12 protein-coding genes are annotated in these 12,850 nt (G+C 72.7%); 2 read left to right on the forward strand and 10 right to left on the reverse strand.

The genetic code is table 11. From position 1 onward, the window contains the following. Window positions 1-77: 77 nt before the first annotated feature. From BN6_RS33315 to ftsW, 4 genes are all read right to left on the reverse strand, one after another. Complete coding sequence (locus BN6_RS33315; protein ID WP_015104254.1) at window positions 78-809, reverse strand: cell division protein FtsQ/DivIB; 732 nt, start codon at window positions 807-809, stop codon at window positions 78-80. After that, a complete protein-coding gene (murC, locus tag BN6_RS33320; RefSeq protein ID WP_148303464.1) occupies window positions 806-2,152 on the reverse strand; it encodes a UDP-N-acetylmuramate--L-alanine ligase in 1,347 nt (448 codons plus the stop codon). Before murC ends, BN6_RS33315 begins: the two co-directional genes overlap by 4 nt. 200 nt (window positions 2,153-2,352) lie before the next feature. Further along, window positions 2,353-3,450, reverse strand: coding sequence for an undecaprenyldiphospho-muramoylpentapeptide beta-N-acetylglucosaminyltransferase (murG, locus tag BN6_RS33325; RefSeq protein WP_041314975.1), 1,098 nt, complete (start codon window positions 3,448-3,450; stop codon window positions 2,353-2,355). 31 nt (window positions 3,451-3,481) lie between these two features. Further along, the gene (gene ftsW / locus BN6_RS33330) at window positions 3,482-4,918 is read right to left on the reverse strand and encodes a putative lipid II flippase FtsW (RefSeq protein WP_015104257.1); all 1,437 of its coding nucleotides are present in this window, start codon (window positions 4,916-4,918) and stop codon (window positions 3,482-3,484) included. Between the two features lie 145 nt (window positions 4,919-5,063). Here ftsW and BN6_RS33335 point away from each other — a divergent pair, with 145 nt between their 5' ends. Further along, the gene (locus BN6_RS33335; RefSeq protein WP_015104258.1) at window positions 5,064-5,933 is read left to right on the forward strand and encodes an aminoglycoside phosphotransferase family protein; all 870 of its coding nucleotides are present in this window, start codon (window positions 5,064-5,066) and stop codon (window positions 5,931-5,933) included. On the opposite strand, the gene BN6_RS44545 is transcribed toward BN6_RS33335, so the two are convergent. Both BN6_RS44545 and BN6_RS33340 read right to left on the reverse strand, forming a co-directional pair. After that, the gene (locus BN6_RS44545; RefSeq protein ID WP_015104259.1) at window positions 5,902-6,093 is read right to left on the reverse strand and encodes a DUF397 domain-containing protein; all 192 of its coding nucleotides are present in this window, start codon (window positions 6,091-6,093) and stop codon (window positions 5,902-5,904) included. The two genes, BN6_RS33335 and BN6_RS44545, sit on opposite strands and share 32 nt — an antisense overlap. A gap of 10 nt (window positions 6,094-6,103) precedes the next feature. Next, window positions 6,104-6,949 carry a helix-turn-helix domain-containing protein gene (locus BN6_RS33340; protein ID WP_041318955.1) on the reverse strand — a complete coding sequence of 282 codons (846 nt, stop codon included), beginning with the start codon at window positions 6,947-6,949 and terminating at the stop codon, window positions 6,104-6,106. 104 nt (window positions 6,950-7,053) lie between these two features. On the opposite strand from BN6_RS33340, the gene BN6_RS33345 reads away from it, so the two are divergent. Next, the gene (locus BN6_RS33345) at window positions 7,054-7,401 is read left to right on the forward strand and encodes a hypothetical protein (protein WP_041314978.1); all 348 of its coding nucleotides are present in this window, start codon (window positions 7,054-7,056) and stop codon (window positions 7,399-7,401) included. Here the strand turns inward: BN6_RS33345 and murD are convergent. The 4 genes from murD to BN6_RS33365 are packed head-to-tail and all read right to left on the reverse strand — an operon-like array spanning window position 7,386 to window position 12,824. Beyond that, entirely contained in the window at window positions 7,386-8,750 is a 1,365-nt protein-coding gene (murD, locus tag BN6_RS33350) for a UDP-N-acetylmuramoyl-L-alanine--D-glutamate ligase (RefSeq protein WP_015104262.1), read from the reverse strand. The two genes, BN6_RS33345 and murD, sit on opposite strands and share 16 nt — an antisense overlap. A gap of 2 nt (window positions 8,751-8,752) precedes the next feature. Continuing rightward, on the reverse strand, window positions 8,753-9,841 hold the full coding sequence (gene mraY / locus BN6_RS33355) for a phospho-N-acetylmuramoyl-pentapeptide-transferase (RefSeq protein ID WP_015104263.1): 1,089 nt from the start codon (window positions 9,839-9,841) through the stop codon (window positions 8,753-8,755). Then, window positions 9,838-11,298 carry a UDP-N-acetylmuramoyl-tripeptide--D-alanyl-D-alanine ligase gene (locus tag BN6_RS33360; protein WP_015104264.1) on the reverse strand — a complete coding sequence of 487 codons (1,461 nt, stop codon included), beginning with the start codon at window positions 11,296-11,298 and terminating at the stop codon, window positions 9,838-9,840. Before BN6_RS33360 ends, mraY begins: the two co-directional genes overlap by 4 nt. Further along, a complete protein-coding gene (locus BN6_RS33365) occupies window positions 11,295-12,824 on the reverse strand; it encodes a UDP-N-acetylmuramoyl-L-alanyl-D-glutamate--2,6-diaminopimelate ligase (RefSeq protein ID WP_041314981.1) in 1,530 nt (509 codons plus the stop codon). The genes BN6_RS33360 and BN6_RS33365 overlap by 4 nt, the downstream gene beginning before the upstream one ends. Window positions 12,825-12,850: the final 26 nt, after the last annotated feature.

Consider the following 12,850-nt stretch of genomic DNA (forward strand, 5'->3'; position numbering starts at 1 on the left):
ATCGCCGCCGGACCCGCCGCGCCGAACCGGATTTCCGCGCCGGGCGCCTCCCCCGCGCGCCGCGGGGGTGGCGAGCATCACCCTCCGGCGACGGTCGGCAGCTCCGGGCTGGAGACGTCGAACACGGTCCCGTCGCGGGTCATCAGCACCTGGAGGACGGCCGCCTTGCGCGGCGTGTCGGCCGACGAACCCCAGCGCACCTCGCGGCCGGCGGTCAGCGCCAGCTTCACGTCCGACCCGGTGGTCGCCGTGACGAGCAGCACTTCCCGGCGCAGCTCCTCGGGCAGCCCGGTCAGCACCGCGACGGCAGCGGGCGTGCCGGCGGGCTCGGCCTGGAGCTCCGGCAGCCCGCCGGGCGGCTGCTCCAGCGTGGCGTAGTCCCGGCCGGTGGCGTCGACCAGGTGCGCGCCGTCGGGCAGCTTCACCACGGCGACCGGCGTGCGCTCGTCGATGGTCAGCCGCACGGTGCCGGGCAGTTCCCGCTCGACCCGCACGCCCGCCACCCGGGACAGCTCGCGCACCCGCCCGACCACCGCGTCCACGTCCAGGCGCACCAGCGGCGCGCCCTCCTCGATCGCGGCGGCCCGGCGGACCTGGTCGGCGGTCAGCTCGGTGGTGCCGAGCACCTCGACCCGCCGCACGCCCAGCAGCGGGGTGAACCACACCGCGCACACCACGGCGGTCACCGCGAGCAGGACCAGGACCGCCACCACGCGGCGGCGGACCACCACGTGGCGGGCGGGTCCGCGCCGGGACGGGCGCCGCCGCTGCGCGGAGGCGGGGCGGCGGCGCGCCGTCTGGGTGCTCATGGCCGGTGCAGCTCCCCGACGATCTCCGGGCCGAGCATGGTCACGTCGCCCGCGCCCATGGTCACCACCACGTCGCCCTCGCCGACCAGCCCGGCGACCAGCGCCGGCACCCGGTCGAACGACGGCTCGTAGTGCACCTTCCCGGCACCCAGCGGCACCTTGCCGGCGACCAGCGCGCCGGTCACGCCGGGCTCGGGGTCCTCCCGCGCGCCGTACACGTCGAGCACCACGACCTCGTCGGCCAGCCCGAGGGCGGTGCCGAACTCGTCGGCGAACAGCCGGGTCCGCGAGTACAGGTGGGGTTGGAACACGACGACGAGCTTGCCGTCCCCGGCGACCGGCCGCGCGGCGGTGAGCTGCGCGGCGACCTCGGTCGGGTGGTGGGCGTAGTCGTCGTAGACCCGCACGCCGCCGGAGCGGCCCTTGAACTCGAACCGCCGGCGCACCCCGCCGAACGCGGCCAGGCCCTCCAGCACGCACTCCAGGCCCGCGCCCAGCTCCAGCGCGGCGACCAGGGCGGCGATCGCGTTGCCCGCCATGTGCTCGCCGGGCACCGAGACCCGCACGTCCAGCGTCTGCCCGTCGACCTCGACCACGGCCAGGCCGCCGCCGTCCTCGGGCGTGAAGTCGACCAGCCGGGCCGCGCCGGGACCGGTGGCCGTGCGGCCGTACGGGCGGATCCGCAGGCCCCGCGCCGCCGCGCGCCCGGCCAGGGCCGCCGCGCCGGGGTCGTCCACGCAGACGATCAGCACGCCGTCGGGGTCGATGCGCTCCAGGAACGAGTCGAACACCGCCACGTACGCCTCGACCGTGCCGTGGTGGTCGAGGTGGTCGGCCTCGACGTTGGTCACCACCGCGACCGACGGCGCGAAGAACAGGAACGAGCCGTCGCTCTCGTCGGCCTCGGCCACGAACACGCCGCCCGCGCCCTGGTGGGCGTTCGCGCCGGACTCGTTGAGGTCGCCGCCGATCGCGAACGACGGGTCCATCCGGCAGTGCTGGAGGACCACCGTGAGCATCGACGTGGTGGACGTCTTGCCGTGCGTGCCGGCGACGCAGGCCACCCGGTGGTCGAGCATCAGCGCGGCCAGCGCCTCCGCCCGGCGCAGCACGACGACGTCGCGCTCGCGGGCGGCCAGCAGCTCCGGGTTGTCCTCGCGGATCGCGGTGGACACCACGACCGCCGTCGGCCCGCCGATGAGCTGGTCGAGGTGCGAACCGTGGTGGCCGACCGCGATGGCCGCGCCCTGCGCGCGCAGGGCGAGCACGGTCCGCGAGTCCTTGGCGTCCGAGCCGGACACCTGCGCGCCGCGCGCCAGCAGGATCCGGGCGATGCCGCTCATGCCGGCACCGCCGATGCCGACCAGGTGCACCCGGTCCAGCACGCCCGGCGGCTCGTCGCCCGGTGCGGGCTCCGGCGCCAGGTCCTCGGGGTAGGTCTCGGAACCCAACTCTTCGGAGCCCAATCCTGCGGGACCCACTCCTGCGGGGCCCAATCCTGCGGAGCCGAGTTCTTCGGGGCGGAGTTCTTCGGGACGGGTGTTCACTTCTTGATCACGTCCAGCACGATCCGGGCCAGCACCTCGTCGGCTTCGCGGCGACCGGTGCCCAGCGTGGCCGCGGACATCGCGGCCAACCGGGCGCGGTCGGCGACCAGCGGGACGACGTTCTCGGCGATCCACTGCGGGGTGAGCTGCTCGTCGGGCACCAGGATGCCGCCGCCCGCACGCACGACGGGGCCGGCGTTGAGGGACTGCTCGCCGTTGCCGATCGGCAGCGGCACGAAGACGGCGGGCAGGCCCACGGCGGACACCTCGGCCACGGTCATCGCGCCGGACCGGCAGAGCACGGCGTCGGCGGCGGCGTAGGCGAGGTCCATCCGGTCGAGGTACGGCACCGGCACGTAAGGCGGCGAGACCGACTGCACCGCGAGGGAGTTCTTCGGCCCGTGGGCGTGCAGCACGCCGATCCCGGCCTGGGCGAACACCGCCGCCGTGCCGGACACAGCGTTGTTGATCGACCGCGCGCCCTGCGAGCCGCCGAACACCAGCAGCGTCGGCGCGTTCGGGTCGAGCCCGAAGTGGGCGCGGGCCTGGGCGCGCAGCGCAGCGCGGTCCAGCGAGGTGATGGAGTGCCGCAGCGGGATGCCGATGATCTCGGCGTCGTTGAGGCCCGAGTCGGGCACGGCGGCGGCGATCCGCTCGGCGAACTTCGCGCCGACCTTGTTCGCCAGGCCGGCCTTCGCGTTGGCCTCGTGCACCACGATCGGCAGCCGGCCGCGCGCGGCGAGGTAGGCGGGCAGCGACACGTAGCCGCCGAACCCGACCACGACGTCCGCGCCCACCCGCTCGAAGACCTCGCGGGTGCGCTTGACCGACTCGCGGACCCGCAGCGGCAGCTTGAGCAGGTCGGGCGACGGCTTGCGGGGCATCGGCACCGGCGGGATCAGCTCCAGCTGGTAGCCGCGGGCCGGCACGAGCTTGTTCTCCAACCCGCGTTCGGTGCCGAGCGCGACCACACGCGCGTCGGGCCGCAGCCGCATGACGGCGTCGGCCAGGGCCAGGGCGGGCTCGATGTGCCCGGCGGTGCCGCCTCCGGCGACCACCACGCACGGTCCGACCTGCTGGGGAACCCCGGTCACGCACTTCCTCCTTGATTGGGTGAAACGACGGCTATCGCCCGTCGCGACGCCGGGAACGGTCCTGGGTCGCTCGGCGGGAGTCGCGCCGACGGTACTCCGAAGGCGGCGCGTGCCGGCCGGCCATCCTCCGCTCGTCCACGGGCGGCGGCGCGGCCTTGCGGCTGCGCGGCGGGGTGGACGGTCGCACCGGCTTGCGCTTGGGCGGCGGCTTGTACGCCTCGGGCGCGGGCAGCCGGAGGATCCCGCCGACCCGGCCGGGCCCGATCGAGCGCAGCGCGGACACGGCTTCCGGCTCGTGCCGCGCGCAGTTGGCCAGGATGCCGAACACCACCATCGTGGTGACGATCGACGTGCCCCCGGAGGAGATCATCGGCAGCGTGATCCCGGTGACCGGCAGCAGCTGCACGACGTAGCCGATGTTGATCGCGGCCTGCGCGACCAGCCAGACGGTCAGCGTCGCGGACACCATCCGGATCCACGGGTCGGTGTTGCGCGCGGCGATCCGCAGCCCGACCACCGCGAGCAGCCCGAACAGCCCGAGCACCAGCAGGCACCCGATGAAGCCCAGCTCCTCGCCGATGACCGCGAAGATGAAGTCGCTGTGCACGTTGGGCAGGTAGCGCCACTTGGAGCTGCCGTTGGTCAGCCCCTTGCCGAAGAAGCCGCCCTCGGCCAGCGCGAACAGCGCCTGCCGCGCCTGGAGGCCCGCGCCGGTCGGGTCCTTGTCCGGGTCGAGGTAGGTCAGCACGCGCTGGAGCCGGTAGGTCGCGCCGATCGCCAGCACGACCGCGCCGGACACCGCGCCGATCGCGATCACGCCGAACAGCCGCATCGGCGCGCCGACGAACCAGAGCAGGCTGACCAGCACCACGCCGAGCGTGATCGTGCCGCCGAGGTCGGGCTGGAGCATGACCAGCGCGAAGACGACCAGCGCGACCGGCACCACCGGGACCAGCAGGTGCCGGTACTGGTTGAGCAGTGCCCGCTTGGTGACCAGGACGTGCGCGCCCCACAGCGCGAGCGCGAGCTTCGCGGCCTCGATCGGCTGGAACGAGACGGGCCCGACGGTGAACCACGACTGCGCGCCGCCCGCGACCGTCCCCAGTGGAGTGAGGACCAGGCCGAGCAGGATCACGCAGACCAGCATCGCCATCGTGCTGCCGTACCGGACCGTGCGCAGCGGGATGCGCAGCACGATCAGGAACAGCACCGCGCCCACGGCGACGTAGAGCAGTTGTTTCTGGAACACGCTGTACGCGGACGCGCCCTCGGCGACCTCGCCGGGCGCGGAAGCGGACAGGACCATGATCAGACCAAGCGCGGTCAGCAGGCCGAAGATCGCGAGCAACAGGTGGAAATCGGCCAGTGGTCGGCTCAGCCACGCCGTGAGCGTGCTGCGCACCGCTACCGCCCGCTTGGCCCGCGCGGGCTTGGGCGGGCGCTCCACCACTCTGTCCACCGCTGTCATGCGTTCATCGTCTCCCGCTTCGTGCGGGGAAAGGGGAAGATCCGCCGCGTGTCGCCCAGACGCGGCGACAGATCACGCCCGGCCGTGACCAGAGGACGCGCGAATCCGGTTGACGGTTGCTTCGGGATCTCGATCGGATCGGAGGATGCACCCCGACGAGCACCCCGTCCCCGAGTCGCTGGTTCGAACTCTGCTGGCGGGTTCTTTCCCGGAGTGGGCGGCGCTCAAACTGAGCCGGGTCACCTCGGCCGGCACCGACAACGCGATGTTCCGGTTGGGTGAGGACCTGGTGGTCCGTTTGCCGAAGATCGGGTGGGCGGTGAAGGGCATCCACCACGAGTACGAGTGGATCCCGAAACTCGCCCCGCACCTCCCGTTCGCCACCCCGGAACCGCTCGCCCTGGGCCATCCCGCCGCCGGCTACCCGTGGCCTTGGGCGGTCTACCGCTGGTTGGAGGGCACGAACCCGATCGCGAACCAGGTGACGCACGGCGTGGCGGAAGACATCGCGGAACTCATCACGGCACTGCGCGCGATACGAATTCCGAACCCGCCGACGAGCACGCGCGGCAAACCGTTGGCGACACGGGATGCGATGACCCGCGAGGCCATCGCCGACCTCGGCGGGAAGGTGGCCCGAAAGGCGGTGACAGAAGTCTGGGAGAAGGCGCTGGCCGTACCGGGCTGGGAGGGTGAACCGGTGTGGGTGCACGCCGACCTGACGCCGGGGAACGTGCTGGTGCGGGACGGGAAGGTGAGCGCGGTGATCGACTTCTCGCTCTCGGGCGTCGGCGACCCGGCGGCGGACCTGGGAGTGGCGTGGAACCTGCTGCCCGCCCCGGCCCGCGAGACGTTCCGCGAAGCGCTGGGCGACGACGACGCGACCTGGGAACGCGGCCGGGCGTTGGCGCTCTCGATCGCCCTGGTCCAGCTGCGGTACTACTGGGACAGCAACCCGCCGCTGGTCGCCAACTCCCGACACGTCATCGGGGAGATCCTGGCCGGCCCCGCTTGACCGAGGCGAAGAACGCCGCAGCCGCACCGGCCCCGAACCCCAACACCGGCCCCGCGCTGTTCTTGCTGTCCCGCACCCGAACCGCCCCAGCGGACCGCGCGACCTCGACACAGTTGCCGCCGCCATTGCTGCGACTGCTCTTCCGCCACTCAGACCACATGTAGCGCTCCTTAGCGATCGCCTATCACCTGCTCGACCAGCGCTGCGGACCCTTTCGGGTCCAAGGCTGCCGCGCGCAGGTGATCCATCGCCAGGCTATACCGCTCGTTCTCGGCGTCATCGTCCAAGTAGAGGCCGCCGGACAGGTTCTCGATGTAGATCACGCTCGGGAAGTCGATGAACTTCAGCAGCGCGAACGCGGTACCCATCGCGATGTGTGGTCCCTTGGCGAACGGCAACACCTGCAAGGTCACGTTCGGCAACGCCGCCAACTCCAGGAGGTGCCGCAACTGCGCCTGGTGGTCTTCCGGCCCGCCCACGACTCGGCGGAGGGCTGCCTCGTCGAGGATCGCCCAGACCGAGAACGACCCGTCCTCCAACCGAATCTGCCGCGCCTGCCGCAACTCGACACGCTTGCCCACCACCGCGTCCGTCGCGTGCGGATCGAATGCGCGCACCATCTGCCTGGCGTACTCCGGCGTCTGGAACAAGCCCGGAATCAGGTCGATCTCGAAGGTGTCGACGGCGACGGCTTCGGACTCCAGGACCACGTACTCCGAGAACCAGTCGAACAGCACGTCGCCGTAGACGTGCCACCAGCCGCGCTTCTTGGCGACCTTCGCCAACTTCAGGAGCCATTGCTGCTTCTCAGGTTCGGCCCGATACAGTTCCGCCAGAGCCTTGGCATCCACAATGGACACCCCGGTGACGGCGGACTCGATGCGGCTGATCTTGGACTTGGAATACCCCAGTTCCGCGATCACGTCGTCAAAATCGAGCCCCGCCTCCTCGCGCAACTGGGTCAGCGCGCTGGCCAGTACGCGTCGCCGGACTCCCGGTCCTTGGTTCTGCGGCATGACTACGACATTAGCGACAAAACGACCCACCAAAAGGGTGAACATTGGCAACACGGCCTTCTGCCGTGTTGCATTGTCCTGCCCTCAGGACGACAGTTGCGGCCATGCCTTCGATCAATTCCGCGCTAGCGTACGCCCACCACCTGCTGCGCCAGGACATGCTCGGCTACTTGGACGCCGTCGAACTCCTGACCAGCGAGAACGACACCGACGACGACACCGTCCTGGCCGTCGCCCGGACCGAGGTCCCCCGCCTGATCGCCGCCCTGCGCGGCACCGTGACCACCCACAAGGCCGACCACCACGGGCTGTGCCTGGGCTGCCCGACCACCTGGATCGACGGCCGCCTCGGGCGCGAGCCCTGGCCGTGCCCGACGATCGAGCGCGCCCAGGGCTTCCTCAAAGACCCTGACAGCATCTACGCGCAGGCGCAGCCTTACGCGCGCGTCTGACCCGTGAGCGCCACAACCGCTTCGGCGAACGCCTTACCGCGGTGCGCGTAGTCGCTGAACATGTCCATCGACGCCGCCGCCGGCGCCAACACCACGGCGTCACCCGCACGCGCCATGGACCGCGCCGCGCGCACGGCGTCCGACATGGTCGCGTCGTCCAACACCGCCACGGGCACCGCGGGCGCGTACCGGGCCAACGCCGTGGCGATGACCTCACGGTCCGCGCCGATCAGCACCGCGCCCCGCAGCCGGTGCGCCTCGGCGCGCACCAGGTCGTCCACGGACGCGCCCTTCAACAACCCGCCCGCGACCCACACGACGCTGTCGTACGACCGCAGCGACGCCCCGGCGGCGTGCGGGTTCGTGGCCTTCGAGTCGTTCACGTACCGCACGCCGTCCGCCTCGGCGACGAACTCCGCCCGGTGCGCGCCGGGCCGGAAGTCCCGCAGCCCTTGCCGCACCGCCTCCGGCGACACCCCGTGCGCACGGGCCAGCGCCGCCGCCGCCAACGCGTCCGCGATCCCGGACGGGCCGCCCGGCCGCACGTCGGCGACCGACGCCAGCACGGTGTCCGGCCCGAACGCCCGGTCGACCAGGTCGCCGTCGAGCACGCCGAGCTGACCCTCCTCGGGCGCGCCCAGCGTGAAACCGACGTGCACGGGCGCGGTGGACCCGGTCAGCAACCCGGCCACGTACGGGTCGTCCGCGCCCGCCACCGCGATCTCGCCGGTCAGCACGCGGGCCTTGGCCGCCCCGTACGCCTCGAACGAGCCGTGCCAGTCCAGGTGGTCCTCGGCGAGGTTGAGCAGCACGCCCGCCGCCGGCCGCACCGAAGGCGACCAGTGCAGCTGGAAGCTGGACAGCTCGACGGCCAGCACCCGGTGCCCGGCCAGCAGCGCGTCCACCACCGGCAGCCCGACGTTGCCGCACGCGACCGCGTCGATCCCGGCGGCCCGCAGGACCGACTCCAGCATCCCGACGGTCGTCGTCTTGCCGTTGGTGCCGGTCACCGCCAGCCACGCCGGCGGGTCGGCCAGTTCCAGCCCCATCCGCCAGGCCAGCTCGACCTCGCCGACGACCTCGACCCCGGCCGCCTCGGCGGCCAGCAGCAGCGGGCTGTCCGGCCGCCAGCCGGGGCTGGTGACCACCAGCTCCACCTCCGGCGGCGGCGCGACCAGGCCCGGCACCAGCGCCACCCCGGGCAGCAGCGGCTCCAGCGCCTCCAGCCGGTCGGCGCTGCCGTCGGTCACCAGCACCGACGCGCCCGCCGCCAGCAGCGCCTCGGCGGCGGACCGGCCGGTCACCCCGGCGCCGGCGACCAGGACGTGCCGACCGGCCAGGAATCCCACGCTCAGCTCCCCGCCGCCGTCAGCCACTCGCTGTAGAACAGGCCCAGGCCCAACATGCAGCACATGCCGGCCATCAACCAGAACCTGATGATCACCGTGGTTTCCGCCCACCCGGCGAGTTCGAAGTGGTGGTGGAACGGCGCCATCCGGAACAGCCGTCGCCTCGACGTGCGGAAGACCGCGACCTGAAGCACCACCGACAGCGCCTCGACCACGAAGATGCCGCCGATGACGACCATCAGCAGCTCGGTGCGGGTGGTGATGGACAGACCGGCCACCAGGCCACCCAGCGCCAGCGAGCCCGTGTCGCCCATGAAGATCTTGGCGGGCGCGGCGTTCCACCACAGGAAGCCGATGCAGCCGGCCATCGCGGCGGCGGCCACCACCGCCAGGTCCAGCGGGTCGCGCACGTCGTAGCAGCCGGCCACCAGCAGGTTCGAGCAGTTGTAGCGGAACTGCCAGAAGCTGATCACCACGTACGTGCCGAGCACCATCGCCGACGTGCCGCCGGCCAGGCCGTCCAGGCCGTCGGTCAGGTTCACCGCGTTGGACCACGCGCTGATCGCGGCGTAGCAGAACACCACGAACCCGATCACGCCGAACGAGACCACCGCGATGTCGCGGACGAACGACAGGTTCACCGACGCCGGGGTGAGCCCGTCCTTGTTCGGGAACTGCATGACCAGCACCGCGAAGATGATCGTCGCGACGAACTGGCCGACCAGCTTGGCGGTCTTGTTCAGACCCAGGTTGCGCTGCTTGCGGATCTTGATGAAGTCGTCCAGGAAGCCCACGACGCCCAGCGACGTGGTCAGCAGCAGCACCAGCAGCCCGGACGCGGTGGGCGTCTGCTCCTGCGCCGACGCGGACATCGAGTTCACCAGGTGCGAGCCCAGGTAGCCCAGCCACATCGCGACCAGGATCGCCACGCCGCCCATCGTGGGCGTGCCGCGCTTGGTCTTGTGGCTCTGCGGGCCCTCCTCGCGGATCTCCTGACCGAAGCCCTGCCGCGAGAAGATCTTGATCAGGTACGGCGTCAGCATGATCGACGCGATCAGCGCGATGGCCGCCGCGATGAGGATGCTCTTCACTTGCCGACCGCCTCCAGAAGGGCCTCGGCAACCCGCCACAGGCCGTAAGTTTTGGATGCCTTCACCAGCACGACGTCACCAGGGCGCACCTGGTCGCGGAGCAGTTCCACGGCGGCCGCCACGTCCGGCACCAGTACCGCTTCCTCGCCCCATGATCCTTCCAGGTGCGCGCCCTGGTGCATCGGGCGGGCGTCCGGCCCGACGACCACCAGCTTGTTGATGTCCAAGCGGACGGCCAGCCGGCCGATCTCGTCGTGCGCGCGGACGTGGTCCGCGCCGAGTTCCGCCATCGCTCCGAGCACGGCCCAGCTCCGCCGGGCGGGCGCGGTGGCGCGGGAGATCGTGGCCAGCGACTTCAGCGCCGCGCGCACGGACTCCGGGTTCGCGTTGTAGGCGTCGTTGACGACCGTCACACCGTCAGGACGTTCGGAGAGCGCCATCCGATGCTCGGAGACCCGCTCCGCGTTCCCGAGGGCGTCGGCGACCTGCTGCGGCGTCGCGCCCAGCTCCAGCGCGACGGCGGCGGCGCTCAGCGCGTTGCCGACCTGGTGCGGTCCGTGCACGGCCAGCCGCACGTCGGCCTCGCCGGCGGGCGTGACCAGGCGGAAGCCCGCGCGGGCCCGGCCGTCCAGCTCGATGTCGACCGCGCGGACCGCCGCGGCGCCGCTCTCACCGACCAGCACGACCTTCGCCGCGGTGCGCGGGGCCATGCCGGCCACCAGCGGGTCGTCGGCGTTCAGGATCGCCACGCCGTCGGCGGGCAGCGCCTCCACCAGCTCGCCCTTGGCCTGCGCGATGCCCTCGCGGGAGCCGAACTCGCCCAGGTGCGCGCTGCCCACGTTGAGCACCACGCCCACCTTCGGCGGCGCGACCCGGCACAGGTCGGCGATGTGGCCGGTGCCGCGCGCGGACAGCTCCAGCACCAGGAACCGGGTGTCGGCGTCGGCGCGCAGCACCGTCCAGGGGTGGCCCAGCTCGTTGTTGAACGACCCGGGGGGCGCGACCGTCCGGCCCAGGGGGGCGAGCACGGCCGCGATCAGGTCCTTGGTGGTGGTCTTGCCGGACGACCCGGTGACGCCCACGACGGTCAGCTCCGGCAGGCGGTCGACCACGTGCCGGGCGAGCTTCGCCAGGGCCGCCAGGACCGCCGCGCCCGCGCCGTCGGCGTCGTCGGCGAGCACGTAGGAGTTGCCGTGACCGCTCTCGACCGGCGGCGCGATCACCGCGGGCCCGTCCACCGGGCGTCCGGCCAGCACGCCGGCCGCGCCCGCCGCGACCACCTCGGCGGCGAAGTCGTGGCCGTCGACCCGCGCGCCGGGCAGCGCCACGTAGAGCCCGCCCGCGCCGATCTCACGGGAGTCGAACTCGACGGAACCGGTCACCACCGGCGAACCGTCGGTGCCGTGCAGGGTGCCGCCGACGACCTCGGCGATCTCGGCCAGGCTGAGCGGAATCATCGGCGCACCTCTCTGATGGCTTCGGCGAGGGTCTCGACGTCCGAGAACGGCTGCACGACCCCCGCGACCTCCTGCCCGGTCTCGTGCCCCTTGCCCGCGATCACGACCACGTCCCCGGTGCGCGCGAGCGACACCGCGTGCCGGATCGCGTCACGGCGGTCGCCGATCTCCACGACCTCGCCGCGCTCGGACCCGGGCAGCGCCAGCGCGCCGCCCAGCATCGCGGCGCGGATCGCCGCCGGGTCCTCGCTGCGGGGGTTGTCGTCGGTGACGACCAGGACGTCGCTGCGGCGCGCCGCCTCCTCCCCCATCAGCGGGCGCTTCGCGGTGTCGCGGTCGCCGCCGCAGCCCAGCACGGTGATGATCCGGCCGGTCGAGCGGGCCCGGACCGCGTCCAGCGCCAGCGCCACGGCCTGCGGCTTGTGCGAGTAGTCCACGACGGCGGTGAAGTCCTGGCCCTCGTCCACCCGCTGCATCCGGCCGGGCACCCGCACGTCGGCGATGCCGCGCCGGATCGCGTCGACCCCGACGCCCCGCGCGTGCAGGCAGGCGATCGCCAGCAGCGCGTTGGCCACGTTGAACGCGCCGGGCAGCCGCAGCTCGACCGGGAACTCCAGGTCGGGGCCGTGCGCGGTGAAGGACTGCTCGCCGGTGGGCGAGACCCGCACGTCCGACGCGGTCCAGGCGGCGTCACCGGTGGTCGACACGGTGACCGTGGCGGGCGTGACCAGGCGCGGCCCCCACTCGCCGTCCACGCAGACCACCTCGACCGCGGCGCGCCCGTCGAACAGCTGCGCCTTGGTGCGGAAGTAGTCCTCCATGTCCGGGTGGAAGTCCAGGTGGTCCTGCGACAGGTTGGTGAACGCGCCGACCGCGAACCCGACGCCGCCGACCCGGCCCAGGCGCAGCGCGTGGCTGGAGACCTCCATGGTCACGTCGGTGACGCCGCGCTCCTCCATCACCGCGAGCAGCGCGTGCAGGTCCGGGGCCTCGGGCGTGGTCAGGGCGCTGTCGAGGCGCTCGTCGGCGATCCGGGTCTCGACCGTGCCGATCAGGCCGGTCGTGCGGCCGGCCGCCCGCAGCGCGGAGTCGACCAGGTAGGCGGTGGTGGTCTTGCCGGAGGTCCCGGTGATCCCGAACAGCGCGAGGCGGGTCGACGGGTCGCCGTAGACCCGCGAGGCCAGCACGCCGAGCACCGAGCGCGGGTCGTCGTGGACCAGGACGGGCACGTCGGCCGCGATCTTCGCCGCGCCGACCTCGTCGGTCAGCACCGCGACCGCGCCCAGCGACAGGGCCTGGTCGGCGAAGTCCGCGCCGTGCGCCCGAGCACCGGGCAGCGCGGCGAACAGGTCGCCGGGCCGCACGTGCTGGGCCCGCAGCGTCACCCCGCCGACGAGCACGTGCGCCCGGCCGGGCGCGGTGAGGTGCGCGTCCACTGTGGAGGCGAGCTCGGACACGGGAACGGGCTGGACGCGGGAAGGGCGAGGCGGGGCGGTCGCGACCTTGCCCTCAAGCTTGGCAGGCACGCGCGGAAGGCTACCGGCGTACGGAG

The sequence above is a fragment of the Saccharothrix espanaensis DSM 44229 genome (genome assembly GCF_000328705.1).
GTDB classification, from domain to species: domain Bacteria; phylum Actinomycetota; class Actinomycetes; order Mycobacteriales; family Pseudonocardiaceae; genus Actinosynnema; species Actinosynnema espanaense.